The 26,213-nt window shown below is 65.1% G+C and carries 24 protein-coding genes; 12 read left to right on the forward strand and 12 right to left on the reverse strand.

Features of this window, described 5'->3' with window-relative positions:
- The gene (locus ACERI1_RS06355; RefSeq protein ID WP_373617232.1) at positions 1-1,500 is read left to right on the forward strand and encodes a glycosyl hydrolase family 28-related protein; all 1,500 of its coding nucleotides are present in this window, start codon (positions 1-3) and stop codon (positions 1,498-1,500) included.
- 36 nt (positions 1,501-1,536) lie between these two features.
- Here ACERI1_RS06355 and glmM read toward each other — a convergent pair whose 3' ends face one another.
- Complete coding sequence (gene glmM / locus ACERI1_RS06360; protein ID WP_373617233.1) at positions 1,537-2,913, reverse strand: phosphoglucosamine mutase; 1,377 nt, start codon at positions 2,911-2,913, stop codon at positions 1,537-1,539.
- 97 nt (positions 2,914-3,010) lie between these two features.
- Between glmM and ACERI1_RS06365 the strand changes: the two genes are divergently transcribed.
- The 4 genes from ACERI1_RS06365 to ACERI1_RS06380 all read left to right on the forward strand — a co-directional run bounded on the left by ACERI1_RS06365 (position 3,011) and on the right by ACERI1_RS06380 (position 6,133).
- Positions 3,011-3,892 carry a hypothetical protein gene (locus ACERI1_RS06365; protein ID WP_373617234.1) on the forward strand — a complete coding sequence of 294 codons (882 nt, stop codon included), beginning with the start codon at positions 3,011-3,013 and terminating at the stop codon, positions 3,890-3,892.
- A 119-nt stretch (positions 3,893-4,011) separates the two neighbouring features.
- Positions 4,012-4,539, forward strand: a complete 528-nt coding sequence (locus ACERI1_RS06370; RefSeq protein ID WP_373617235.1) for a hypothetical protein — start codon at positions 4,012-4,014, stop codon at positions 4,537-4,539.
- A gap of 93 nt (positions 4,540-4,632) precedes the next feature.
- Positions 4,633-5,490 carry a ribose-phosphate diphosphokinase gene (locus tag ACERI1_RS06375; protein ID WP_373617236.1) on the forward strand — a complete coding sequence of 286 codons (858 nt, stop codon included), beginning with the start codon at positions 4,633-4,635 and terminating at the stop codon, positions 5,488-5,490.
- A gap of 103 nt (positions 5,491-5,593) precedes the next feature.
- A complete protein-coding gene (locus ACERI1_RS06380; protein WP_373617237.1) occupies positions 5,594-6,133 on the forward strand; it encodes a heme NO-binding domain-containing protein in 540 nt (179 codons plus the stop codon).
- A 37-nt stretch (positions 6,134-6,170) separates the two neighbouring features.
- Here ACERI1_RS06380 and ACERI1_RS06385 read toward each other — a convergent pair whose 3' ends face one another.
- Positions 6,171-8,252, reverse strand: a complete 2,082-nt coding sequence (locus tag ACERI1_RS06385) for a CARDB domain-containing protein (RefSeq protein ID WP_373617238.1) — start codon at positions 8,250-8,252, stop codon at positions 6,171-6,173.
- A gap of 258 nt (positions 8,253-8,510) precedes the next feature.
- Between ACERI1_RS06385 and ACERI1_RS06390 the strand changes: the two genes are divergently transcribed.
- A complete protein-coding gene (locus ACERI1_RS06390) occupies positions 8,511-9,320 on the forward strand; it encodes an SDR family NAD(P)-dependent oxidoreductase (protein WP_373617239.1) in 810 nt (269 codons plus the stop codon).
- Between the two features lie 320 nt (positions 9,321-9,640).
- On the opposite strand, the gene ileS is transcribed toward ACERI1_RS06390, so the two are convergent.
- Both ileS and ACERI1_RS06400 read right to left on the reverse strand, forming a co-directional pair.
- The gene (gene ileS / locus ACERI1_RS06395; protein ID WP_373617240.1) at positions 9,641-12,847 is read right to left on the reverse strand and encodes an isoleucine--tRNA ligase; all 3,207 of its coding nucleotides are present in this window, start codon (positions 12,845-12,847) and stop codon (positions 9,641-9,643) included.
- Between the two features lie 100 nt (positions 12,848-12,947).
- Positions 12,948-13,178: a hypothetical protein gene (locus ACERI1_RS06400; protein ID WP_373617241.1), complete on the reverse strand. Its 231-nt coding sequence runs from the start codon at positions 13,176-13,178 to the stop codon at positions 12,948-12,950.
- Between the two features lie 118 nt (positions 13,179-13,296).
- Here ACERI1_RS06400 and ACERI1_RS06405 point away from each other — a divergent pair, with 118 nt between their 5' ends.
- From ACERI1_RS06405 to ACERI1_RS06415, 3 genes are all read left to right on the forward strand, one after another.
- Positions 13,297-13,974, forward strand: coding sequence for a uracil-DNA glycosylase family protein (locus ACERI1_RS06405; RefSeq protein WP_373617242.1), 678 nt, complete (start codon positions 13,297-13,299; stop codon positions 13,972-13,974).
- A 416-nt stretch (positions 13,975-14,390) separates the two neighbouring features.
- The gene (locus ACERI1_RS06410; protein ID WP_373617243.1) at positions 14,391-14,810 is read left to right on the forward strand and encodes an HIT family protein; all 420 of its coding nucleotides are present in this window, start codon (positions 14,391-14,393) and stop codon (positions 14,808-14,810) included.
- Between the two features lie 90 nt (positions 14,811-14,900).
- Positions 14,901-15,104 (forward strand): hypothetical protein, encoded by a 204-nt coding sequence (locus ACERI1_RS06415; RefSeq protein WP_373617244.1) that lies wholly within the window; start codon positions 14,901-14,903, stop codon positions 15,102-15,104.
- Here ACERI1_RS06415 and ACERI1_RS06420 read toward each other — a convergent pair.
- Entirely contained in the window at positions 15,099-16,100 is a 1,002-nt protein-coding gene (locus tag ACERI1_RS06420; RefSeq protein ID WP_373617495.1) for an A24 family peptidase C-terminal domain-containing protein, read from the reverse strand. The genes ACERI1_RS06415 and ACERI1_RS06420 overlap by 6 nt on opposite strands.
- Positions 16,101-16,203: 103 nt before the next feature.
- Between ACERI1_RS06420 and ACERI1_RS06425 the strand changes: the two genes are divergently transcribed.
- On the forward strand, positions 16,204-16,719 hold the full coding sequence (locus ACERI1_RS06425; protein ID WP_373617245.1) for an HPP family protein: 516 nt from the start codon (positions 16,204-16,206) through the stop codon (positions 16,717-16,719).
- Positions 16,720-16,844: 125 nt separating this feature from the next.
- Here the strand turns inward: ACERI1_RS06425 and fer are convergent, their stop codons facing one another.
- Positions 16,845-17,234 carry a ferredoxin Fer gene (fer, locus tag ACERI1_RS06430; protein ID WP_130499356.1) on the reverse strand — a complete coding sequence of 130 codons (390 nt, stop codon included), beginning with the start codon at positions 17,232-17,234 and terminating at the stop codon, positions 16,845-16,847.
- Between the two features lie 221 nt (positions 17,235-17,455).
- Positions 17,456-18,637, reverse strand: coding sequence for an anion permease (locus ACERI1_RS06435; protein WP_373617246.1), 1,182 nt, complete (start codon positions 18,635-18,637; stop codon positions 17,456-17,458).
- Between the two features lie 319 nt (positions 18,638-18,956).
- On the opposite strand from ACERI1_RS06435, the gene ACERI1_RS06440 reads away from it, so the two are divergent.
- On the forward strand, positions 18,957-19,427 hold the full coding sequence (locus tag ACERI1_RS06440; RefSeq protein ID WP_373617247.1) for a hypothetical protein: 471 nt from the start codon (positions 18,957-18,959) through the stop codon (positions 19,425-19,427).
- 104 nt (positions 19,428-19,531) lie between these two features.
- On the opposite strand, the gene ACERI1_RS06445 is transcribed toward ACERI1_RS06440, so the two are convergent.
- The 3 genes from ACERI1_RS06445 to ACERI1_RS06455 all read right to left on the reverse strand — a co-directional run bounded on the left by ACERI1_RS06445 (position 19,532) and on the right by ACERI1_RS06455 (position 23,296).
- Positions 19,532-19,960 carry a universal stress protein gene (locus tag ACERI1_RS06445; protein WP_373617248.1) on the reverse strand — a complete coding sequence of 143 codons (429 nt, stop codon included), beginning with the start codon at positions 19,958-19,960 and terminating at the stop codon, positions 19,532-19,534.
- 36 nt (positions 19,961-19,996) lie between these two features.
- The gene (locus ACERI1_RS06450; RefSeq protein ID WP_373617249.1) at positions 19,997-21,175 is read right to left on the reverse strand and encodes an anion permease; all 1,179 of its coding nucleotides are present in this window, start codon (positions 21,173-21,175) and stop codon (positions 19,997-19,999) included.
- A gap of 258 nt (positions 21,176-21,433) precedes the next feature.
- Positions 21,434-23,296: an SLC13 family permease gene (locus tag ACERI1_RS06455; protein ID WP_373617250.1), complete on the reverse strand. Its 1,863-nt coding sequence runs from the start codon at positions 23,294-23,296 to the stop codon at positions 21,434-21,436.
- A 117-nt stretch (positions 23,297-23,413) separates the two neighbouring features.
- Between ACERI1_RS06455 and hisA the strand changes: the two genes are divergently transcribed.
- The gene (gene hisA / locus ACERI1_RS06460) at positions 23,414-24,166 is read left to right on the forward strand and encodes a 1-(5-phosphoribosyl)-5-[(5-phosphoribosylamino)methylideneamino]imidazole-4-carboxamide isomerase (RefSeq protein WP_373617251.1); all 753 of its coding nucleotides are present in this window, start codon (positions 23,414-23,416) and stop codon (positions 24,164-24,166) included.
- 75 nt (positions 24,167-24,241) lie between these two features.
- Here the strand turns inward: hisA and ACERI1_RS06465 are convergent, their stop codons facing one another.
- Together ACERI1_RS06465 and ACERI1_RS06470 are read right to left on the reverse strand one after the other, a co-directional pair.
- Complete coding sequence (locus ACERI1_RS06465) at positions 24,242-25,738, reverse strand: TrkH family potassium uptake protein (protein WP_373617252.1); 1,497 nt, start codon at positions 25,736-25,738, stop codon at positions 24,242-24,244.
- 192 nt (positions 25,739-25,930) lie between these two features.
- A complete protein-coding gene (locus ACERI1_RS06470; RefSeq protein WP_373617253.1) occupies positions 25,931-26,197 on the reverse strand; it encodes a hypothetical protein in 267 nt (88 codons plus the stop codon).
- Positions 26,198-26,213 lie beyond the last annotated feature (16 nt).

A 26,213-nucleotide genomic window follows, 5' to 3' on the forward strand; every position in this document is an offset into this window, starting at 1 on the left:
ATGGTCGATCACACGCCACGTCTCGGACTCGGGACGTACGAGCAGGGCGAACAGTGGGACCACACCGATGCGGTCGAGGCGATCGACGCACACGCGATCGTCCGCGGGCCGATCGCCGAGCGACCGGCGACCGGCGAGTACGACGACGAACTGTATCACGCGACCGACCAGGGGATCACCTGGCGCTGGGACGCCGCAAGCGACGACTGGACCTATTTCAGCGGGCGCGGAAGTGATGAGCAGCCGGTCCCGGGAACGAGTCACTTCGAAGCTGCCCAGATCGCCCACGCTCGCACCGAAGAAACCCCCGTCTGGAACGTCGAGGCCCACGGCATCGAGGGCGACGGGACGACCGAAGTCGGCGATGCCGTCACCGACCTCCTCGAGACGGTCGCCGAAGCCGGCGGCGGGATCGTATATTTCCCGCCGGGGCGCTATCTGCTCGAGCGGACGCCGCTGATCGGCGACGACACGATCATACTCGGTGCGGGCCGTGCGACCGTTCTCGTCGGGATCCGCCCCGACGGTGAGAACGGGCGGGCGCTGCTCTCGAATATGGGCTACGACGAGCCGGGATACGACGGCGCGTCGAACTGGGAGGTCTGCAACGTCCGGATCGATTCGCCGGAGTCGACGGGGATCATGCCCGCCCACGCGGAGAACGTCCGGTTAGAGCGGATCTACGGCGACCGCATTCACTACCACCACATCGACGTCGTCTCGTCGAAAAACGTCGTCGTGGACGGCTACTGGGCGACCCGCGGCGGCGACGGCGACTCGGACGCGCCGGTGCAGTTCGACAGCCAGCAGCCGGGGACGGGCTGGAACAGTGTGTGGGACGGCAGCGACGACATGCTCGTCGCGGACGACGGGACGCCGACCAGGAATTGTACGCTCACGAACTTCGAGATCGACCCGGCGAACGACCCGGACTACGGCGTCCACCTTCACCGCGGGACGAACGAGTCGATTACCATTACGGACGGAACCATCACCGGCTGTCAGTACACGGCGATCAGAGCCGATCCGGACGAGACGGTCGCAGACCTGACGATCGATGGCGTCTCGTGTCTCGAGAACGCACGCGGGATCACCCTGGGACACGTCGCGGACGGTCGTCGGAGGTTGACGATCAGCAACGTCACGATCAGGACCACGGACGGCGATGTCGCCAGCGGCTCGGGGCTGTACGCAGCCGGCTTCGACGGCGCTGCGATAGCAAATGTCACCGTCGACGGGCCGTTTACGAACGCGATCATCTTCGACGACATGGCCGACCTGAAACTCAGCGGCGTGACCGCGACGGGCGCGGACCACCAGTCGTTCCGATTCAGAGAGAACGTCGACGCGACGCTCACGACCGCTCGCGCAGCCGACTGTGGCACTGTAGGCGTCTACGTGGGTCCGGGAAGTCGTGTCGCGTACGGCGGCGTCACGTTCGACGACGTCGGGGATCGGGTCGTCGTCGACGGCGAACTCAGAGAGTGGACCTCGTCGTGATCGAACGGGTGTAACGACCCACGCACCCGAACCAGCTTATGCGTCGGCTTTCGCAGCGGTCAGCGCCTCGTACATGTCGCCAGCGAGGGTCTCGGCGCGGTCGCCGTCGCGGGCTTCGGCATAGATTCGGACGAGCGGTTCGGTGCCGGAGGGACGAGCCAGCACCCACGCGTCGCCATAATCCAGCCGGTAGCCGTCGCGGGTGTTGAGGTCGGCGTCGGCGGCCTGGGCCTGATTGGCCGCCGCATCGAGCATCGCATCGCGTTCGGCTGTCGACTCGTAATCGACGTTGTGACGGACGTTGACGTAGCCGTCGTAGGGCGCGACGAGTTCGCTGACCGGCTTCTCGGCGACTAACTCGAGGAAGCGCGCGGCCGTGTAGGCCCCGTCCCGCGAGAGCCGATAGTCGGGGAAGAAGATCCCGCCGTTGCCCTCGCCGGCGATCGGCACGTGTCTGCCGTTTGCCTCGAGTTCCTGAATGCGGGTGATGATGTTCGTCGAGCCGATCGGGGTGAGCTCGAGGTCGGCCCCGACGTCGGTGACGACGTCGACGAGCCGCTGAGAGACGTTGACCGCCGAAACGGTCGTGTCGCCAGCCTCGAGTTCGGCGGCTGCGAGCGCGGCGAGGGTGGCGTCGCCCTCGACGTATTCGCCGTGTTCGTCGAAGAAGATAGCCCGGTCGGCGTCGCCGTCGTGAGCAACGCCGACATCGGCGTCGGTCGCACGGACGAGGCGGCCCAGATCGGTGAGGTTGTCGGGGACGGGTTCGGGATCGCGACCGGGGAAGTGGCCATCGGGCTGGCTGTTAACGGTGACGACGCGACAGCCTAATTTTCGGAAGAACTCGGGGCTGGTCAGCGAGCCCGCGCCGTGGCCCGGATCGAGTGCAACGGTGAGGTCAGCGTCGGCGATTGCCCCCCGGTCGGTCGCCGCGAGCAGTTCATCGACATAGGCCCGTCCGACGCCGTCGATCTCGCGAACGCGTCCCGTCTCGTCCCACGGGGCGACGCTGAACGATTCGGCGAGCAGCGTCTCCTCGATCTCCTCAAGCGCCGCGACGGAGAGTTCGACGCCGTCAGGGCCGACGAGTTTGACGCCGTTGTACGGCGGCGGGTTGTGCGACGCGGTGATCATCACGACCGGGACGCCCTCGCGCTCGGCGTAGGCCTGTGCCCCCGGCGTGGGGGCGATCCCGAGGCGATCGACATCAGCACCCGTACTCGCGAGCCCGCTGGCAGCCGCGTCGGCCAGCATCCGTCCGGTATAGCGGGTATCGCGAGCGATCCCGACCCGTCCCCCTCCGTGATCAGCTCCCCAAGCCGTCCCCGCCGCTTTCGCGACGCGGAGGACGAACGCGGGCGTCAGCTCTTCGTTGGCGACGCCCCGCGTCCCACTCGATCCGAAGACTTGCATCACGCGCTAGTCCGGCCGGACTCCTCAAAGGGATTCCGCAATACGACCTCTCGACTGAGGGCGGAACGTTTTCGGCCCATCCCTCTCACGTTCCTGTATGCAATCGATCGAGGAAAAACGCGTCTACGGCGACCGGCAAGGGGCGATCACAGCCTACGTCGCGAGTGCGATTGGCGTCGTTCGCGTCCGGGTCGCCGGCGACACCGTCGGCGAGTTCGGCCTCTGTGCACGCTGTGGGGCTCGAGACGTCGCAGCCAGCCACGAGACCGTCGCCGTCGCGACCGAAGACGACGTTCGCGTCCTCGCACTCGAGGAGGTCTCCGAATCCGACCGCGATGGCAACACACCGATCGTCACCGACGACGAATCGTTCGTCGAAACGGGCTTCGGCCCGGCGGTCGCCGTCGGTTTCGACGACGGTACCCTGCTCGCAGCCGGGCCCGACGGTCGCGTCGCACGCCGCGCGGTCGGGGACGGCGAATGGACCTTCCTCACAGACGACCTCGAGCCGACGGTGTGCGCGATCGACGGCGACCTCGTGGGCACCGACGACGGCGTCTACCGGGTCGGCGACGACGGTCTCACACACGCCGGCCTGTCGGCCGTGCGTGACGTCTCGGCCACCGGCATTCCCTTGGCCGCCACCGCGGACGGCCTCTACAAACTCGGCAACGGCTGGATGAACGTCTTGGAGGGGTCGTTCGAGACCGTTGCCGCCGATCCGCGCTCGGAGCGGGGTGAGCTCGTCCGCGCCCACGCAGTCGCTGCAGACGGCGTCTACGAGTTCGTCGCCGACGAGTGGCACGAGATCAACGGCTCGAGCGAGCGAATCGTCGGCGTCGGCTACGGCGAGACCACCTACGCCGTCACGGACGCAGGAGCCTTCCTCGCGTGGAGCGACGGGGCGTGGCGGACGCGAGCGTTAGGCATCAGAGACGTTGCGGGCCTCGCCGTGTCGCCACACGCCGAATCGCAGTAACCGACCCCGACCGCACGCCGTTCTCGTGGCAGTCGGGAGAGAGACGGAGACGTAAATCGGGTAGCCACGCGAGACGGAGCATACAAGAGTTAACTATACTGACTTACACACTTCGATAGATGAGCGATCTCTCACGACGACGACTGCTGGCCACGACTGGCACCGTCTGTACCGGTGCAGTCGCCGGCTGTACGGGCGGCGGCGACAAAACTGATGAAAACGGAAACGAAGAGAACGATAGCGATGATCCCAACGATAGCGGCGGGAACGACGGAAGCGCGACGGTCGATACCGAGGGGGCGCGCCTCGGTAACATCACCGTCGACAACCTGTCGAACTCGGCCCACACGATCGACGTCATCGTCGAGTTCGACCGAGAGATCGAAGCGTGGGCGACCGAAGCACTCGAGGCCAGCGGCGGCATGACCCTCGAGCGAAACTGGCCGTCCGAGCCCGGACAGTTCCGCGTGACAGTGCGATTAGATCAGGGCGAACCGGTCGAGGTAACGCCTGCTGACTGGAACGAGCCGTCGTGTCTGAATCTCTTCGTACGGATCGACCGAGAGGGGAAGCTGACGATTCTCAGCGATACGAGCAGCGGCCCGTGCGGTGCCAGCAACGAGAGCAGCGACGGCACTGACGCGTAGCCGGCTGCCACCAGACGACGGGTTCGACGCGCTCGAGGGGCGAGCGCAGGCGAGAACGAAAGCTGGTTTAGCCCCCGGAGTGTGCCACCGACTATGATCGTCAGTGGATCCACGTCCCAGGCACTCGCCGCAGCGCTCGCTCGTGAACTCGAGGAACCGCTCGCCGCCGTCGAGTACGACCGGTTCCCCGACGGCGAGCTGCTCGCGGCCGCCCCCGGTGTCGCCGACGCCGACCCCGACCGAGCGGTAATCGTCTCCTCGACCGTCTCGAGCGACGCCCACCTCGAGGTACTCCAGTTGCAAGACGCCGTCCGCGAGGCTGGCGTCGAGGAGGTCATCACCGTTCTACCGTACATGGGCTATGGCCGCCAGGACAAGGCGTTCGAGCCGGGTCATCCCATCTCCGCGCGTGCGATGGCGCGGGCGATTTCGACCGGCGCAGACCGCGTGCTGACCGTCGATCCACACGAGGAGGCGGTCTGTGAGTTCTTCGAGCCGACGGCGACTGCCGTCGACGCCGCGGGCCGACTGGCCGAACCCCTGCCCGACGACCTCGCGGATCCAGTCTTCCTCTCGCCCGACGCGGGCGCGATCAACCTCGCCGAAACGGTCCGAGAGGCCTATGGCGAAGGCGAAACCGACTACTTCGAGAAGGTTCGTCACTCCGGGACTGAAGTCGAGATCACGCCAAGCGACGTCGACGTGACCGACCGCGACGTCGTCGTCGTCGACGACATCATCGCGACGGGTTCGACGATGAGCGAAGCCGTCGGCGTCCTCCGCGAGCGATCGGTCGGTCGGGTCTACATCACCTGCGTCCACCCGCTGCTGGCTCGCAATGCCGTCACGAAGCTCTCGCGGGCCGGCGTCGAAGCGATCTACGGCACCGACACTATCGAGCGCGGCGTCAGCACCGTTTCGGTCGCACCGGCGCTCGCGTCGTACCTGTAAGCAAACGGTTAAGTACTCGCCCACACGTGGCCTAGTCGTTAGCGTTTCGCACGGAACGGTATCGACCGTGCGAGCTGCGACGACAACCCGCGAAACGGAGTCTATGCACGGAATCGTCCACAAGACCCTCAAGGAGTACGTCGTCGACCGAACTGACGACGAGACCTGGGACACGATCGTCGACCGGGCCGGCCTCGAGCCGACGCTGTACCTTCCCGTCAGCTACTACGACGACGCCGAGATCGACGCCGTCCTCGAGACGCTATCGGGGATGGCAACCCAGGACAGACACGCGATCGAACGCGGCGTCGGTCGAACGCTCGCGCCTGAACTGCTCTCGACGTTTAGCGCCCACGTCAGCCACAACTGGACGGTATCGGACCTGCTCGCCGAACTCGAGGGTGTCTACGACGACATCGAAACCGCCACCGACGACGCGTCGCTGCCTGCGATTTCCTCGCGTCTCGAGTCCGATCACGGGGTCGTCACCTACGAGACCCACCGCGACACCACCTACTGTGGCATGGCCCACGGTATTCTCGACGGGATCGTCGCCGCATTCGACGGCGACGCGACCGTCACGGAGACGGCCTGCGTCCACGACGGGGCCGATGCGTGTCGGTTCCGCGTCGATTTCGAGTAGCGACGAAGGCGGACCCGCAGCCACCGATTGCTTCCTATCAGTATTGGCGCGATCGCACCGCAACGATGAGGAGCATCGCAACGGCAATGAGCGCCGCCGGGATCCCGAAGCCGGGCACCGCCTCGAGCGCCGCAGCCGGCCCGCTCCCGACGCGTGCGGTAGCGGTTCGATCGCCGACAGCGATCTGGTATCGACCGGGTTCGTCGAAGCGAAGCTCAGCCTCGACCGTCCTCGAGTTACCGGCCCGGAGCGCCACCGGTCGCTCGGCGACGACGCCATCGGCGGTCCGGAACGCGAGGACAGTCGCTGCCGGGCGCTCGTCGGCGGCCTCGACCGTTGCGGTCACCGTCACCGGCTCGCCGGGCTCGACGCGCTCGGTTTCGACCATCAAATCGGTGACGGTCACGCTCGCAGCCGAGCGGACGACAGCGGTCAGTCGCTCGGAACCGACGCGGACCGTGTACTCGCCCGGTTCGGCAGGGGTCCACGAGAGGCGGTGGCGCGTCCCCTTGCCGGCTGCGAGTCGACCCTGGTGAGCATCGACCGGTCGGCCATCGACCTGCAGCGTCGCGTCGTACGATCCATCCCGGCTACCGACGTTGTCGACCGTGGCCGGAACCGACACCGGTTCGCCGACCGGGACCGCGATCACGCCGCCAGATGCACCGGCGATCCCAGCCGTCCCTGAGGCGTTCCAGTGCGGCCATTCCTGGCCCGCTACCTCAATGGGGCCCGAACCGAATCCGTACTCGAAGGCTGCGACTGGCTGTTCAAAGATCGCCGACTGCTGGCTCCGGGACCACATCTCCGGGGTCGCCTCGGTTCGTGTGTACCGCTCGGCAGCAGCCCGAACGTCGGCCCCGCCGTAGTCCTCGAGCGTTTGCAGGAAGTCGGCCTCGGTGATCGGGCCCTCCTGGGCGTTCAGCGCGCGGAAGACGTCCGCGAGCGTCCGGTCGCCGTCGGTCGCGAGCCGCAGTCGGCGGTCGAGTTCGCCGTAGACGAGTGCCCCCTTCACGTAGTCGGTCTTCGGATCCGCCCATGTCGAGCGATCAACCAGTATCCCATCGGCGTACGGCGAGCGCTCGCCGCGCTCGAGGAGGTCGCTGAAGTCCCCGAAGTCGGTGTCACCGCGCTCGAAAGCGAGCAGCCCCGCGTAGTAGTCGGCCTGGGCTTCGACGAGCCACGCCGTCTTCGGTGTGGTGTCCGTCGCCGCACTCGAGAAGCGCTGCCGGACGTGGACGTACTCGTGGAGCCAGGCTGGGTTCGGCTCGTCGAGTGCGGCGTCGGCGACGACCCACGCGTCGGCGCGACCGTACTGGATCCCGCGTGGCCCCCAGTCGGCCTCGGTGGGCGCTGCGATCACGACCACCTCGTCGCGTCGCATCCCGACCTCGAGTCGGTCGCGTGCATCCGCCAGCGCTGTCAGGATCGCGTCCGGCGACTCCTCGAGACGGGCGGCCTCGGGAACGACCAGCCGGATCGTTCCACCGTTGGTCGCTCGCTCGTACGTCGTTACCCGACCGAAGACGGCGATATGGCCGCCGGTCGCGCCCGGTCCGTCGACGGTCACTGTCTCCTCGATGCCGACCGGGTCGGTCCGGCGCAGGGAGATGTTGAGCGAGGGAACCGCGACGATCCCCCAGTCACCAGTGTCGACGAACGTGTATCCCGTCTCAGACGAGCGCGTTCCGTACGTCTCGCCCTGCCGGTCGGCCGGCATCGTGTAGCGGATCGTCGGCTCGTCAGTCGCGTCGGTCCACGCGTAGGTCCGCTCGCCCGTTCGCTCGAGGCCCGTCACCGATTCGACGCTCGCACCCTGCTGGAGTTGGATCTCGAACTGGGTGACGGCGTCGGGGACGTGAAACGTCGTCTCCGCCTCGAACACGTCGGTGTCGTCAGGACGATGGCGGAGGACGGTCGTCCGGTCGAACACGTCCGTGGAGCCAGTACTCGGTCCGACCGAGCCGAGCGTTTCGCTGTGACTCGCGGCCAGTGCTCCGCTGGGATCGGCAGTCCCAGTGGGTGTCGCCGCCTGCGCCGGCTCGAGGACGCCGACGCCGGCCGGCAGGCTACAGATGAGCACGACGACGAACGCAAGGGCGGGGATTCGGGCGGTCACTACCCACCTCTGGTTAGTCAGTGCACAAGACCTTTGTGACGACGGTATCTTCCACTGAGAAATTATATTTGAGCGAGATAGAATCGGCTATGTTAGATTCGAACGGTCGCCCGTGTCGCTGTCCTCGTGAGCGGACTACGAGAACACGTCGTTCTGGGCGATATAAACGGCCATACCCATGACGGACCATCATTCGGTTTCAAATTGTGTGATTTCTGGAAGGAGTCTTTATGCTGAATGGTAACGTTTATCCTGGGCATGGTCAAGAAACGAAATCTCGACGGGATGGTCGCGATCGTCACCGGTGCTGCAGGGGAAATCGGAGGCGGCATCGCACGCGAATTGGCCGCTGCGGGCTGTGACATCGTCATCGCCGATATCGGCGTCACGGAGTCCGCAGCCAATGACGACTCAAAGCCCGACAATATCGATCACGCCGAAGACCTCGCTGACGAGATCGAGGCATCGACGGATTCTGAGGCGGTGATCGTCGAGTGTGATGTCACGAGCGCAGACCAGACAGCGGAGATGATCGACGCAACACTCGACGAGTTCGGGCAGGTCGACATCCTCGTAAACAACGCCGGGATCATCACCTACTCGCCGGTCGAAGAACTGGATGAAAGCGAGTGGGACGCCGTCATGGACGTCAACGCGAAAGGGGTCTTTCTCTGTTCGCGCGCTGCCATCCCGGAACTCAAAGATGGCGGCACCATCGTCAATACCGCCTCCATCGCCGGCGAGATGAGCGCCGCAGGAATCAGTCACTACGCGGCATCAAAGCACGCCGTGATGGCGCTCACGAAAACGCTCGCACTCGAACTCGCCGAAGACGACGTCACGGTCAATGCGATCTGTCCAGGGATCGTCGACACCCCGATGTGGCGCGACGTCCTCACCCCCGCAAGCGAAGAGCCGTACGAGGAGACGATTCAGCGGTCGATTCCCCTCAACCGTGACCAGAAGCCGGAAGACATGGGCCGCCTCGCCGTCTTTTTCGCCGAGAATCGCAACGTTACGGGCGAAGCGGTCAAAGTCGATGGCGGCATCACACAGGACGTTCTCTAACGCCAGCACAAACAACGAACCGATCAGGTTCCAATACCACCTTCGCAGTAGCTGCGGTCTGTTTGTCTGATGATTCCGAAGCTATCAACGCCGCAAGAGTCAAAACCGCCTGCGACGCTCGGCGACGACTACTCAGACGCTTCCGCAGCTGCTAACGGCTCGAGCGCGATCTCTGCATCCACCTTTTCCGTTCGGGTCGCTCGCGACCACTCACGCAAAAATCTGGTCCAAAAAGCTGCCTCGCTGCTCACGGGTCGCTTTGCTCCCCGTTCGCTTCCGAGGGCTTCGCAGTCGCTCAGCCCTCGCACCGCTCGGCAGTTCTATTCCGAGGCCTCAGCAGCCGCCAGCGGCTCGAGCGCGATCTCCATCGTCACGCCGTCGACATCCCACTCCTTGCGGTGGCCGTCCTCGACCGTGCGGCGTTCGTCGGCGCGGACCTCCTGGCTGATCAGGTCCTCGCGCTCGGCGACGAGGTCGGCAACGCGGTCGTCGTCGATCGCGAGGTCGAGCGCGATCCGCTCTTCGACGTCGAGATCGAGATCCTTGCGCATCTCCTGAACCCGGCGGATGACCTCGCGAGCGTAGCCCTCGCTCTCGATATCATCGGTTAGCGAGGCGTCGACGTAGGCGACGCCGCGGTCGTCGCCGTCGGTGCCGAAGGCAGTGCCGGCGATGTCGTCGGGCGTCTGCGTGACGAAGGAAACCATCTCGTCGGTGATCTCCTCGTCGTCCTCGAGCACGTCCGCGACGGCCTCCTCGATCGCCTCGAGGCTCGGCTCGTCGATGCGGGCCTCGTTGAGCGCGTTCATGACCTGGCCGGCGCGGTCGCCGAATGCCGGGCCGAGTTCGCTCATGTCCGCCTCGGCGCTGTACTGGAGTTCGCCCCACCGGTCCTCCGGTGAGACGAGTTCGATCTCGCGGGCGTTGAGCCGCTCCTCGAGCATCCTGGTGTGGCGCTCGACGGCCTCGACGACGCGCTCGTCGTCGGCAGCGACGACCACGCGCGGGACCGGCCAGCGCAGCTTGCGACCGGCCTGCTGGCGGGCGTTCGCGCCCGCTTCCTCGATCGCACGCAGGAGTTCGACGTCCTCCTCGAGTTGCTCGTCAACCCAGTACTCGTCGACTTCGGGCCAGTCCTCCATGTGGACGGTGTCGAACGCGTCCTCATCAGTGAGGGTGCCGTAGATCTCCTCGCTGATGAAGGGCGCGTAGGGAGCCAGCAGGGCGACCGTCTCCCGCAGCACGCGGTAGAGCGTCGCGTAGGCGGCCCGCTTCGAGTCGCTGTCGGCCTCGTCCCACATGCGCTCGCGGACGGCCTGAACGTAAAAGCGCGAGACGTCCTCGACGACGAACTCGAGGAGTTCGTCGACGGCCTTGTCCTGGCGGTAGTCCTCGAAGTGGGCAGTCATCGCGGCTTTCGTCGACTGGAGCCGGGCGAGCACCCACTCGTCGAGGGGCTCGAGGGCGTCGTCGACCTCCTCGAGCGTCGTCTGCTGGGGGTCGAAGCCGTCCAGGCGCATGTACGGCAGCGGGAACCGGAAGACGTTCCACAGCGTCCGGAGGTGGTTCTCCATCGTCTGCATCCCGTCCCAGTCGAAGCGCATGTCCTCGCCCTGCGGGTTGTTGGACAGCAAGAATAGCCGCATGACGTCCCGACCGTGGCGGTCGATCGCCTCGTGGGGATCGACTAGGATGTCCTTGGACTTGCTCATCGCGCGACCGTCGGGCATCAGCGCGTGGCCGTGCATCAACACTTCCGTGTACGGGCTCTCGCCGAGTGCGGCGGTGCCCATCCCCAGCTGGGACCAGAACCAGCCCCGGGTCTGGTCGTGAGCCTCGAGGATCAGGTCGGCGGGCCAGAGCTCGTCGAACCGGCTGTCGTCCGAGGGGTAATCGAGGGTCCCCCACGAGGCGACCGAGGAGTCGAGCCAGACGTCGAAGACGTCGGGGACGCGGGTGTAGGTGGTGCCATCCTCGGTGATCGTCAGGTCGTCGACCGTGTCCTTGTGGAGGTCGACCGCCTCGGGATCGACGTCCTGATCGACGCGCTCGGCGAGTTCCTCGCGGGTGCCGATGACGATCATATCCTCGTCGTCATCCCGGTCTTCGGGGGTCCAGACCGGCAGCGGAATCCCCCAGTAGCGCTGGCGGGAGACGTTCCAGTCCGGTGCTTCCTCGACGAAGTCACGGAAGCGGTTGTCGCGAGCCCACTCGGGGTGCCACTCGCTGTCCTCGATGTTCTCGAGCAGGTCGTCTTTGATATCCGTGATCGTGATGAACCACTGGTCGGTGACGATCTGGAGGATGCCCGTGTCACAGCGCCAGCAGTGGCCGTAGCTGTGGTGGACGGTGCCCGAGGCCAGCAGCGCGCCGTTGTCCTCGAGGTCGGCCATGATCTCGTCGTCGGCGTCCTTGACGAACTGGCCCTCGTACTTGCCAGCTTCCTCGGTGTAGACGCCGTCGCCGCCGACCGGACAGAAGATCGGGAAGCCGAGTTCGCGACCGCGCTCGAAGTCGACCTCACCGTGTCCGGGTGCGGAGTGGACCAGACCAGTGCCGTCGCCGTCGGTGTCGACGTAGTCGGCGGCGTAGACTTCAAAGACGCCCTCGGCGTCGACGTGGTCGGGCACCTCCTCGGCGAGCGGGTGCTCGTAGGACCAGCCGAGTAGCTCCTCGCCGGAGAGTTTCTCGACGATCTCGTAGTCGTCGTAGCGGCCCTCCTTCAGAACCTCCTCGTGTTTCGCGTCGGCGAGATAGAGGAGTTCTTCCTCACCCTCTTTCTCGGCGCGCACGCCGACGTAGTCGCCCTCCTCGTCGACGGCGACGAAGGTGTTCGCGGGGACCGTCCACGGCGTCGTCGTCCAGATGACGATCGAGCCCTCGCGGTCCTCGAGCTCGAATTTGACGTAAATCGAGGGGTCCTCGACGTCCTCGTACTCGACCTCGTTGTTCGCGATCGCGGTCTCACACCGGGGACACTGCGAAATCGAGCGGTGGCCCTTCTCGACTAAGCCGCGGTCGGCGGCGTTCGAAAAGCCCCACCAGGCTGCTTCCATGTATTCGGGCTCGAGGGTCTTGTAGGGGTTGTCCCAGTCCATCCAGACGCCGAAGTCCTGGAAGTCCGACTGCAGGCCCTCGAGTTGCTCGTTGGCGTAGTCCTTGCATTCCTGGATGAAGTTCTCCTCGCCGAACTCCTCGATGTCTTTCTTGTTCTCGAAACCAAGCCGCTCCTCGACGCGAGTCTCGATCGGGAGCCCGTGCATGTCGTAGCCCGGCCGATCGGTGACGTCGTAGCCCTGCATCCGCAGGTATCGCAGGTAGACGTCTTTCAGCGACTTGTTCCAGGTGGTTCCCATGTGCGCCGAGCCCGACGTGTACGGCGGGCCGTCGACGAAGAAAAAGGACTCACCGTCCGATCGGTGCTCGACCGTCTGCTCGTAGGCGTCGACGTCGTCCCAGTACTCGAAGACCCGTTGCTCGAGTTCGTCTGGGTCGTACTGGTCGTCGACCTCGCCGAACCTGCTCATATCCGACCTAATCGCCTCCGACAGTAAAGAGGAATCGATATTGCGGGTTACTCCGAGCCCCGCTGGTCAGTATCAGTACGCAAAATCGAGTCGCGGTCGTTTAAATGTACTCCGCGAGGACCTTCTGATAGCCGAGCCCATACACGCCCGCATACAGCATGACGCCGCCGAGGGCAGCCAGCCACAGCGCGATCATCGCCTCGCCAGCACCGAGGTGCTGGAGACTGGCCTGTTCGACGAGTGCACCGCCAACTGTCAACACGCCGGCGACGACGGTGTAGACGAGCAGCGAGAGTGATTCCGTGAGCAGTTCCGGGCCGATCGATGTCATTACCACGCCGGTAGCCACCCAGTCAAGGTAAACCTGTCCCCTCGCGTGCGACGCGATCACACGACTATGATCACACCGAACCGACTCGAATTACTATCTCGACAACGGACGCTCGAGTGTGCCCGCGTCCGATCCAGACACCGACGGCGACGCTGACTCGGCAGCCGGCGAGCCCGCCTATCCGACCAGTCGCAACGTTCTCGAGGCAGACTGCACGCGTTGTCCCGCCCTCGCCGACGCTCGCGAGTGCATCTCGTGGGGGACCGGCAACAGCGACGCCGATGTCGTGGTCGTCGGCGAGGCTCCGGGCTACGGGAACCCCGACGCGGAGCGCTGGCAGGGTGGCAACTGGACCGGCAAGGCCTACACCTCGCGTCACTCCGGACGGCGCATCCGCCGCATGCTCGAGCAACTCGGCTACGACGACACCTACTACACGAACGCGGTCAAGTGCTTTCCCGCGGACCCCGACGACCCCACCACGAACCGCGAGCCCACCGACGAGGAGCGAGCGACCTGTCGGACGCACCTGTTGGCCGAACTCGAGGCCATCGAGCCGACAGTGGTGCTCGCGACCGGCAAACACGCGACAACGAGCGTGCTCGCAGCCGAAGATCGGGACCTCGAGGGGTTTCTCGACAGCGTCCTCGAGCCGGTGTGGTGTGACCGGCTCGGCGTTCATCTCGTGCCGATCCTGCATCCATCGTATCAGGACGTCTGGATCGGTCGACTGGGATACGAGCCCGAAGCGTATCGCGCGGCGATCGGCGAGACCCTAGACGAGCTGTGTGCGTGATCGTCCACGGGCCGAGTACGAGCACCGATCTCGATTCCACGTGACTCGCGTTGCTGGGCCAAATAAGGGCTATAATCGTCTCTAGAGTCCTCACTCACGATAGTATCATACGACAGGCAGCGTTAATATGGTGGTGCGTGGTATCGCGCACCATGTCTTCCAGCGAAAAGTTCGCGCGAACGACGTACACCTGCCCGGAATGTGCGGGCAAACTCATGAATCATCGACACACGTTCGAATGCCGGGCATGTGGGTACATGCCGTTTCGTGTGAGGTGATACTGACAGGTGTCCGTATGAGACTGCTCGAGACGAGTCCGTGACCACCCGACCACGTCTCGGGCCTGTCGCCAGCGGCCAGCGAGTCTCGAGCGCGCTCGGGAAACCTTCATACGACGAGGCGACACACACTCGCGTATGAGTACGATCTTCAGTCAGATCGTCGAGGGAGAGATCCCAGCGCGAATCGTCTACGAAGACGAGGCCACAGCCGCCTTTTTGGACGCCAATCCACTGTCGCCCGGTCACACGCTGGTCGTCCCGAAAGCGGAGTACGAGCAACTCGACGACGTTCCCGCGGACGTCGCCGCGGACCTGTACGACACCATCCACCGCCTTGTCCCGGTCGTCGAGGAAGCCGTCGACGCCGACGGGACGACCGTCGCGTTCAACAACGGCGAAGCTGCAGGCCAAGAAGTGCCACACGTCCACTGTCACATCGTCCCGCGCTTCGAAGGCGACGGTGGTGGCCCGATCCACTCCATGTTCGGCCAGCGACCCGACCTCGACGACGACGAACTCGACGACATCGCCGCCGATATCGAATCTCGCGCCTAAGCCGGCGACGCTCACTGGCTTTCGATACCCGAGTCAAAACACACACGCAAGTGCCGTGACGTTTTTACTGTCCGCCCGGGCATATCGCGTATGAGTCTCGCCGACAGGGTCGCCGTCGCCCTCGAGTTAGGCAGCGTCCTCGTCTCGTGTCTGCTCTTTGCGGGGACGTTCTTCCTTCTCGCGAGTGGCCCCCCGACCGGTCGGGGCGATCCATGGGTAGTGCTGATCGGCGTCGGAACGGCGTTCGTACTCGTCTGGACAGTGGTCGTTCCACTGTACGAGCGTACCCTATAGTAGCGTCCCCAGCAAGAGATCGCCGTAGACCAGCGCGATTACTAGCCCGGCGAACACCGGCACGAGAAACGGCGTTCCCGGCGAGACCCAGACGGTCTCTTGGGTCGCGAGCACCTCGAGTCCGTCCCGGAGCGTCTCCGGTGTCGTTCCGTATGCGGAGCCATCGATGTCGTCGAGAAAGGCCGCAGCGCCCCACGGATCGTCGGCGGCGGTCGCCGAGGCGGCGTCGCTGTCGGACTCGAGCGTCCTGCCATCGCCACGAACCGAGACGGTCGCGCTTACGGCTCCGTCGGTTGGCGGATTCGGCTCGGCGGGTAGCGTCGCCGGGTCGCGGTATCGCTCGGGGTGCTCGCGTAGATCCGCAAGGGAAAGGCCCCGCCAGCGGAGGTACATCCGCAGCGCATCGAGGTCGAGCCCGCGACGGGTACGCCCCGTCGGTGTCTCGAGCAGACTCCCATGCGTCTCCGGAATCCGCTCCCACGAGATCGGCCAGCCGATAAACATTACCGGCGCGAACCGGCCCGCAGCGGCGTTGCGAACGGCGAGGGCGAGCGGGAGTGTCACCCCGACGAGAACGGCGTTGGTCAGGATCGTAAACGAAAACGCACCGAGTGGCGGTGTCTCGAGCGGGACCGTCCACGAGCCGAGCGCATATTCGGGAAACGTCGGGAAGCAGACAGCGAGTACGAGCAGCGCCTTCGCATCGGCCCCGCCGAAGCCGCCGACCCACCAGAACAGGTAGGCGATCGGGACGACCACTCCGAGGCTGATCGCCGTCGGGAGCAGGAACTCGTAGGTCCATGCGTACTGGCCGGTGTTCCAGGCTAGCCAGCCGTCCCAGACCAGCACTGCGGTTCCGAGGAGTGAAAGTGGGATCCAGACGTTGCTCGAGATCCGTCTGGTCGCGAGGTCGCGGACAGCGGTCCAGGCGAAGACCGGAACGACGAGCAGTCGAAGGAGATCCGGGCCCGTCGCGACAGTGCCAGCGAGCGTCACGTACGGCACTCTCGAGCGCGGTGCCGTTACGTTTTCGGCATCACGGCTGGCGTCGGTCGTGAGAACGAACGTGCTATCCGTGTGCCCCCACAAAGCGACGGCCATGAGAGACCGCGGGGCGGTTGCGACACTGTACGTCGGCGTGTTGCTCGCGGTTCCGGGCACGCTGGCCTGGGTGACCGGACAGCCGCTCATCTTTCCAAGCCTCGGCCCTTCCGCGTTCCTGCTGGCGACGAGCCGCGACGAATCCGTTACCGCGCCGCGGCGGGTGATCGGCGGCCATCTCGTCGGCGTCGTAGCCGGACTGCTCGCCTACCACACGATCGCTCCCGGGCTCGAGGTAACCGCAGCTGCGCCGATGCTCGCAACCGATCAGTTCCGGCTCGTCACGAGCGGTGTCGTTGCGGTCGCACTGACTTCGGGCGGGATGCTCGCGACCGAGACGGGCCATCCGCCGGCGTGTGCGACGACGCTGATCGTCTCGCTGGGCCTCCTTCCGTTAGCCGTCGACGCGATGCTCATCGCTGTGGCGGTGATCATCCTCGTCGGGGCTCACGAACTGCTCACCCACGAATGGGAGGTCAGCGACAGCAGTACGATCGAAGACGAAAACACGTGAGTACCCGCTGACGAACACGGCAGTTGGCGCGGCGAGGTCACTACGCACGCGAGACAGGTCAGCCGACGGCGCGAAAATACGCCCCAAAGGGGCGACGGCCACGCGTCGAACGTGGCGTGTGCCGTTTAAATGACGCGGTTCTGCAGGTAGTCGAGGTGCTTTGCGTTGTAGACGATTTTGACCTCGTCGGTCTCGGCCGAGCCGATGCAGGTCAGACGGACGTTCTTGTCCTCGACCTCCTCGTCGGAGAGGATCTGCTGCATGTCCATCTGGATCTCGCCTTCCTTGACGATCGCGGCACAGTTCGCACAGGCACCGGCGCGGCACGAGAAGGGCCAGTCGTAGCCCTGCATCTCGGCTGCCTCGAGGATGTATTCGCCCTCGGCGACATCGAGCGAGCCGTAGTCCTCCTCGTCGAGGCCAGCGTCAGCGGCCTGCTCGAAGAGGTCGTCGTCGTCCATGTCCCAGCCCTGGTCGTCCAGTACTTCGTAGTTGAGGTATTCTACCGTGGGCATCACTCCCCGGTTCGAGCGCCGTACTGGTATAGCTTGCTGTTCAGACCTCAATCGTCTTTGAGTCAGGATCGACCAATTCGAATCCAAGACAGACAGGGTTCGGTGAACGATAGTGGGAACCACGGAGGGAGAAATGAAAATCCATCTCACTAACGACCAATTGATCGAAACAATTGCCGGGTTCGGACGCACAGTGCCGATCACGTCCCGACCGGCCCCGATCAGAATCCGAAGATCGGCAGGAACCGGAACGTCAGATAGGCACCGACCGTCGAGATGGCCGGCACGACGTTTTGCATGAGGATGACGCGGGCCGTCGTCGAGGGGTCGAACAGGTCCGACGCCTGTGGAATGTCTTCGGGTGCTTCCTCGCCGATCTCGGGGGAGCGTTCGCCCTCTGCTTCGGCGGTCAGAGCGCCGACCGAGACCGGTGTCTCCTCGCCGCGAGCGGCATCGGACAGCGTCGTCGTCCGGGTGGCCCGGCCCCAGCCCAGGCCAACGATGCTCATGGTCGCGATGACGACGAAACTCGCCGGAACGCCGATCGACGAGAGGCCGATGACGATCCCCGAGCTGATGACGGCGACGACGATCGCCGCGGTCAGCGGGAGGTTCGTGATGTCGTTGCCCAGCGTGTCGAGGGTTCGGCGGGCGATCGTGAAACAGCCGACCGCGACCGCTGCAGAGCCGATCAGGATCAGCGTCGTCATGTCGACGTCACCGGTGCCGTAGATCGGCGCGATCGCGTTCGCGATGTTGCTCGTTCCCGAGGAAAAGCCCATCAGACAGCCGATGGCGACGACTGTCAACGCGCCGACGATCTCTCGGCGATCGGCGTCGACACCGAACTGGAGGCGGGGCACGAGTCCCGATCGATCGATCGAGACCATCGGTCGATCGCCCTCTTTCTCCTCGATGGCGACCCAGGCGTTGATTCGGGGGTAGAAGTATCGCCCAACCACGCCGGCCACCCAGAAGCCGACGATCGGTGCGACGATCCACCAGACGACGATCTCGCCGAGCACGTCCCAGTTGAGTTCGCCGGTCGCCATGCCCAGCGCGGCGATCGCCCCGACGGCGGTCATCGACGTCGAGGCGGGGACGCCCGCGTAGTTGCCGATGAAGAGCGCGCCGCCGATGAAAAAGAGCACGGCGACGTTCGACCGCAGGGTAAAGATGGCGGTGTCGGTGACGAGTTCCTCGCCGAGCGTGGTGACGACCTTCGGGCCGATGGTGTAGGCACCGAGAAAGAAGAAAATCGACATCAGTCCGGCGGCCATCACTTTGGTGATCACGTTTGCGCCGACAGCCGGGCCGAACGCCGGGCCGGTCGTCGAGCCGCCGATATTGTAGCCGACGAAGATTGCGGTGAGGATCCCTACGATAAGCAGTACTTCCGTCACACGTAGAACTCTACCGGTGTGACCGTAAAAATGGCTCTGTCTGTCGCGATCACCGACGGTCGCAACCGCGTCACCGCCGTCGCTCGAGCGGGCCGTTTCGCCCGTGAAGTCGGACGGTCAAGTTCGAGACCGTGATCCTCGCGATTCCCAGCCAAAGAATTTCAACTGTACCTACCGTACGGTGCGGTATCATGTGCTTCGAGCAGGACTACCTTCTACAACGGGAACGACGAGACACACCTGTCGACGGGGCGGGTCGAACTGCAATCAGTCGACGCGTGGACCGCCTCGAGCCGACCCAGCCGGGTGACGGTCGACGATGCTGAATCCGGCTCGCGTCGACGCGGTCATCGACCTCGCGTACGGCGCGTTGATCATTCTCTCGATCGGCCTGATAGCCACGCTCGACACCACCGTCGGACTCGCGTTCGGCGTTGGCGTGTTCTCCTCGTACGTCCTGCACGTCGTCTGGAAGATGGCCCGGTTCGATCCGGATTGGATGACCAAAGCCGTCGAAGAGACGGTCGAGAAACAGGTCGAAGACGTCCAGACGCAGGTCGAGGAGGCGGTCGAACAGACCGTCGGCGAAACGGTCGAGGAACAGGTCGAAGACGTTCAAACGCAGGTCGAAGAGACCGTCGAGCAGACCGTCGGCGAAACGATCGAGGAGCAGGTCGAAGACGTCCAGACACAGGTCGAGGCCGTCAGCGATCGGGTTGACCGCCGCCCTCGAGAGGACGAGGTCGAGGAGATCATCGAGGAGTCGGTCGAGGACGAATCGGAGACGTAGCGGCGCGAACGTCCTCGAGACAGCGTACGGACTCCTGTCAGTCAGTGCCGGTGCAACCGCGATCGCCCTGCGGGTGCATCGGTATATCGTGACAGCAGACCGTCTCAGCGGACGAGAGTCACCGGGACCGGTGACCGCTTCGAGACCGTCTCGGCGACGTTTCCGACCAGGAATTGGCGCGTCGCACGGGTCCAGTCTTTGCCGTGACTGCCGAGGATGACCGTATCGTACTCCTCGGCGCGGTCGATGACGTTTCGAGCCGGATGGCCGATGCCGACGACCGTTTCGATCTCGCGGTCGCGGTCGGCTGCGATCTCGCGAGCGCGTTCGAAAACTTCCTCGGCGCGCTCGGCTGCGGCCTCGTCGAGGTCGTCCTCGAGCGAGAGGCCAACCGCCTCGCCCATCATCATCGACGGGACGCCGACGACGTGTAGGACGGTGACCTCGGCGTCGGGATGGTTGTCGAGGGCGTACTCGAGGGCGTGGCCGGCGTGGTCGGAGTCGTCCATCGGAACCAGAATCTTCGAGAGCATGCACGGAGTTACGGTCTCGAGCGACGTAAGTTCCCGTCAGGCGACACCCGGGAGAAGCGAGAAGAACCCGTACGCGAGGATCGTCGACATCGACGGGCCGATGATCCACATCGAGACGTACTTGATGATCGCGCGGGGGTTGAAGAGATCCTCGCCGCGAAGCACGGCTTCTGTCTCGGGCTCGCCGATTTCGGGTGCCGTCTCGCCTGCCTTCTCTTCGGCGACGATGGCGCCCAGCTCGATCTCGGGGTTCTCGACGTCGCGGGTGACCGCCTCGCGGACCGTGATCGGACGGGTCGCCCGGCCCCAGCCGATGCCGACGATCGTCATCACCGTCGCCATCACGAGGCTGATCGGGATGCCGGCCCACGAGAGCAGCGTCGTGATCGTGGACGCGGTCACCATGACGAACAGCGCCGCGAGCAGCGGGATGTCGCTGAGTTCGCCGCCAACGGAGTCCATCGTTCGCCGCGCGATCGTGAAGCCGCCGAGTCCGATCGCGAGCGTGGCGACGATGATCGCGGTGTCGGCGTCCAGTCCGCTGGCGGTCCCAACCAGCGGTGCGGCGGCGTTCGGGACGTTGCTCGCGCCGGCGCTGAACGCCATGTAACAGCCGATCACGAGGACGACGGCCGTCGTGACGAACTCCTGTCCCGTCGTGTTCGGGCCCAGCGTCGGCGTCGGAATCGTGCCACGACGATCGAGACGCAGCAACGGCCCCTCGGACTTCTCGATTTGTACCCGTTGATTGACCCACGGATAGATGTAGCGACCGATCAGCACGCCGACCCAGAGGCCGATAATCGGTGTGACGATCCACCAGGAGACGATCCCCGCGATCGTCTCGTAATTGAGCGTTCCGGTCGCCAGTCCGAGGCCGGCGATCGCGCCGACGGTCGTCATCGACGTCGGGACGGGGACGCCGAAGACGTTGGCGATGAGCATCCCTAATCCGATGAAAAAGAGCACGCCGACACCGGCTGTCAGGGTGAGGTCCGTCGTGATGATCCCCCCGCTGAGCGTGTCCATCACGTTCCGACCGACGGTCCAGCCCCCGAAGAAGACGAAGAACGTCATGACCGCCGCCGCCGTCGTCTTCGTGACGATCCCGGCGCCGACAGACGGTCCCCACGTAATCCCCGTCGACGACCCGCCGATATTGAAGCCGACGAAAATCGACGCGACGACGCCGACCAGCAGCACGGTTTCGACCATCGACCGACAGTATGCCGCTGCTCGTAAAATAACTAGTGGAACCACCTGACACATTTGTAGACTGATATGAACGTCCCGAAGCCTCGAGCGCTGCTGGTCCAAACAGCCATCCGTTGGAATCGGTCGGATACCTGAGTAACCGACCCAGAAGACGCCTGCTCGGCGGCCACCGTCGCGCCAGCCGTTCGAACCGAAACGAGAACGAGAGCGGGACTCACGGTCTCGGCTCGAGTCGAGACGAACCGACCCAAGGCGCGCTCACACTCCCCAGAAGGTAGCGATCCCGAGCACGGTGACGATCGACAACACCAACTGCAGCGGCGCACCGATCCGCGCGTAGTCGCTGAAGCGATAGCCGCCGGGGCCGTAGACGAAGAGGTTCGTCTGGTAGCCGATCGGGCCGAGGAAGGCGGTGCTCGCGGCGAAGGTCACCGCCAGCACGAACGCGAAGGGGTTCGCGCCGATGCCCGCCGCCGCGGCCGCCGCAACCGGGATCAGGAGCACGACGCTGGCGTTGTTGCTGATCACTTCTGTGAGCAGCCCGGTCAGGATGTAGAACAGCCACAGCACAACGATCGTCGGCAGGAACCCCGCCGACTGGACGACCAGCCAGGCGAGATACGTCGCGCCGCCGGTCTCCTCGAGCGCGATGCCGAGCGGGATCACGCCAGCCAGCAGGAAGATGATGTCCCACTCGACGGCGTCGTAGAGTTCGTTCGGCTCTAAGACGCCGGTGACGACCATCGCAACGACGCCCGCCAACGCGGCGACGAGGATCGGGTAGAGCTCGAGGGCGGCGACGGCGACGACGCCAATCATGATAGCGACGGCGATCGGGGCTTTGTCCGCGCGGTACTCGGGCCGGGGCGGCTCGCGCGCGACGATCACGTCGTCGCGGCTGGCGAGCCGGTCGAGCGTGTCCGGCGGCGCCTGGACGAGCAACGTGTCACCGACGTCGAGGCGCGTGCCGACGATGCGCTCGCCGACGAGTTCGCCATGGTGGCGAAGCCCGAGGACGGCCGCGTTGAACTCCTCGCGGAAGGCCTCGGGCTCGAGCCGCTCGCCGACGAGCCGCGAGTCGAGCGAGACGACCAGTTCCGTAATGATGCCCGCCTCGGTCGGCGTCGCAATTTCGTCGACAGTATCCGGACGACCGACCGGTTCGACTCCTTCGACGGCCTCGAGCGTGGCGATGGCGTCGCGGTCGGTCCGAACGACGAGCACGTCGCCTTCTGTCAGCCGCGTCGCCTGCCGCGGGGCGACCGATCGATCCTCGTCGTGGACGACCTGGACGACGTCGACGTCGGGCCCAAGGAGGGCAGTCGCCTCGCGGACCGTCTGGCCGACCAGCGGAGAGCCCGGTACGACGGCGACATCGGCGACGTAGTCTTCGACGTCGTACTCCTCGAGGTAGTCCGCCCGCGGCGGGACGCGCTCGGGTAGCAGGTAGTGGCCGACGAAGATCAGATACAGCGACCCGATGAGGAGGACGATTACGCCGAGTTTCGTGAACTCGAACATCGAGAACCGGTGGAGTTCGGGATACTGGGACCCCAGCCGGGCGCTGACGTCGCTCGCGAGGATGTTCGTCGAGGTACCGATCAGCGTGAGCATCCCGCCCATCTGTGAGGCGTACGACAGCGGGATGAGCAGCTTCGACGGCGACGTGTTCCCGCGGTTCGCGACGTCGGTGACGACCGGTACCAGCAGGGCGACCACCGGCGTGTTATTCAAAAAGCCCGACACCGGGCCGGTCGCGGCGACGGTCGCGAGCAACTGCTTGCGGAGGCTGTCGCCCGCGAACGCGGCCATCCGTCGCCCGAGTTCCTGGACGAGTCCGGTTCGGCTGATGCCGCCGCTCAGGATGAGCATCGCCAGCACGGTGATCGTCGCCTCGTTCGCAAAGCCCGAAATTCCGGTCGCGGGATCGACGCCGGTCCAGGGCTCGAGGACAACCAGCACCACGATTAACAGGATCGCAGTCACGTCGATCGGCAGGCGTTCCGTCAGGAACAAGACGAGCGCAAGGCCAACGACGCCGAAGACGACGAGGGTGTCCGTCGTCAGGTCGGGTTGAGTTACAGTCGTCTGTGCGATAAAATCGCACGCCGACACCGGCATAGGGCGACCGACACCGACCACACTTGTAACGATTCTGTCTAGATCGGGAACAATGCCGCGGCGATGGCGGTCGGCGAAACCGTCGCTTTTACTCGCGCCGGCCTCGCGCACTCGAGTATGCGCACTGATGCCAACGACGCGAGCGGGGCGTTCGAAGTGATCCCGGCGGTCGATATCCAAGATGGCGAGGTCGTCCAGCTCGTCCAGGGCGAACGCGGCACCGAAAAGACCTACGGCGAGCCCGTCGAGGCCGCCCGGCGGTGGATCGACGCCGGCGCCGAGACGCTGCATCTCGTCGACCTCGACGGCGCGTTCGAGGGGGAGCGAGCGAACGCCGACGCCATCGACGCGGTCATCGACGCCGTCGACGTGCCGACCCAACTGGGTGGCGGGATCCGCACCGCTGCGGATGCTATCGATCTCCTCGAGCGCGGCGTCGACCGGGTCATCCTCGGCACCGCGGCGGTCGAAACCCCGGAGATAGTCGCCGAAATTAGCGAGGAACACCCCGACAGCGTGGTCGTCAGCCTCGACGCAAAAGACGGCGAAGTCGTCGTCGAAGGCTGGACCGAAGGGGCCGGGATTTCGCCGGTCGAGGCCGCCGAACGCTACGACGACCTCGGGGCCGCCGCGATCCTCTTTACGAACGTCGACGTCGAGGGCCAACTCGAGGGCGTCGCGACCGAACCCGTCCGCGAACTGGTCGATGCGACGGACATTCCAGTGATCGCCAGCGGCGGTGTCGCGACGCTCGAGGACGTCCGGGCGCTCGAAGGCGCCGGCGCGGCCGCGGTTGTCGTCGGCAGCGCGCTGTACGAGAGCGCGTTCACGCTCGCCGAGGCGCAGGCTGCGGTCGAATCCGACGACTAGACGACGCGGGGGCCGTGTGGGTCATACGATCTCCGGTACCGAGGTTCCGACCGGACGCCGAGCAACCGGTTGGTTCTAGGACCTCCAGAATTCCGGCGTCAACAACACGAGCACGGGGATGATCTCGATGCGACCGATCCACATCATGACGATCATCACGGTTCGCGTCAGCGGTGAGAACGCGAGATAGTTGTCGAACGGGCCGGCAACGCCGAACGCGGGGCCGATGTTGAGGAAGATCGAGGCGGCCGCGCCAAGGGCGTCGAACTCGTTGACTGGATTGCCGACGCGGGCAGCGTCGACGACGATGACGACCGTCAACAGGAAGAAGATGACCAACGCGAGGGTGACGTACGTGAAGACGTCGCCGATGGTCTCCTCGTCGACCACGGTCTCGTCGAGTCGAAGCGGCCGAACGGCATCCGGATGAACGGCCAGAAACAGGTTGCGACGGAACGCCTTGAGGACCACCAGCCAGCGAAACGATTTGATCGAACACGTCGTCGAGCCGGCCATCCCGCCGGTGAACATACAGAGAAACAGCATGTGCTTTGCACCGGGCGACCAGAGATCGAAGTTCGCCGAGGCATAGCCCGTCGTCGTCACCATCGACACCACGTTGAACAGGCCGTGGCGAATCGTCGGCTCGAGCCCCATCGCGAGATCGGGATCGAGCGCGAGGGTGACGACCACGATCGTCGTGATCGACGCGAGGACACCGAGATAAAACCGGAACTCGGCGGACTCGAGCGGGCGCCGGAATTCGCCTTGCGTCACGGCGTACAGTATTACGAAGTTGGTCGCGCCGACGATCATGACGGGGATCAGCGTCCACTGAACGACCGGCGAGAACGCGCCGATGCTGTCGGGCTGGGGCGAGAAGCCGGCAGTCGAGACGCTGGTCAGGGCGTGTGCGACGGCGTTGTAGAAGTCCATCTCGGGTGCGAAGCCGGCGACGTGGAAGGTAAACAGAACGACCGTCGTAAGGATCGTCAGCCCGACGTACAGCCCCCAGATGAGACGAGCCGTCTGGTCGAGATGGGGATGGAGCCTGTGGACGTTTCGGGTCTGGGTTTCGGTCTCCATCAGCTGGGCACCGCCAACGAGCAGGTGCGAGAACAGGCCGATCGCGACGATCAGGATGCCGAGACCGCCGAGCCACTGCAGAATCGCCCGCCAGAGCATGATCGCGCGGGAGTGAACCGCGAACTCTGCGATCACGGTCGCACCCGTCGTCGTCACGCCGCTCGTACTCTCGAAGACGGCGTTGACCGGTCGTGCGAACACCCCCGTCCCCGCGACGAGAAACGGAATCGCCCCGACCAGCGCGACGCTGAGCCAGGTCAGCGCGACCATCAAAAACGCCTCCCGCTGGCCGATCTCGCGCTTGTCGGTCAGCGCCTCGAGGCCCGCTCCGAGGACGACGGTGACGACGAGCGTGACGAGAAACGGGAGCGGATCGTCTCCGTCGACGACGGCGAGCGCGAGCGGCACGATCGTCGGGATCGCGAGCCACTTCAGGACCGTTCCGGCGAGGCTACAACTCGAGCGCCAGTCGACGCGAAGCGCCATCTACCGACGTGTCAACGACCGGCAGGATAACGGTTCGGAGTGAGGAGACGATGCATACGGACTCCTGTCAGTCAGTGCCGGTGGGACACCGTCCTGCGGTTCCACCGGAAAGCGTCACAGCAGACCGTCTGAGCGCTGACCAGCCAAGGGTGGATCGTTGACCCGGTCGGCACCGACCGATAGCCGACCGGATCACTCTTGTTTGTATCCGTGGCCGACGTAGAGAGCGAAGACGTTGGCTACGAGCAAGAGGAGAAACACCAGCGTCACGTCGGGATCGCCAAGCCCCTGTGCGAGCAACGGGAGATGGACGAACGGGAGCGCGATCGCGATCCAAAACGAAAGAAACTGCGTTGGCCCTTTGAGTGAGCGCAGCAGCCACGAGGCTCGGTTGCGGTTAGCCTCCGACTCGGGGCTCGAGGGGGCGATCGCGTCATTTGAAACGGGGGAGTTTGACATCGAGACGAAACACCTC

Origin of the sequence: Natrinema sp. HArc-T2 (genome assembly GCF_041821085.1) — an archaeon.
Lineage (GTDB): Archaea > Halobacteriota > Halobacteria > Halobacteriales > Natrialbaceae > Natrinema.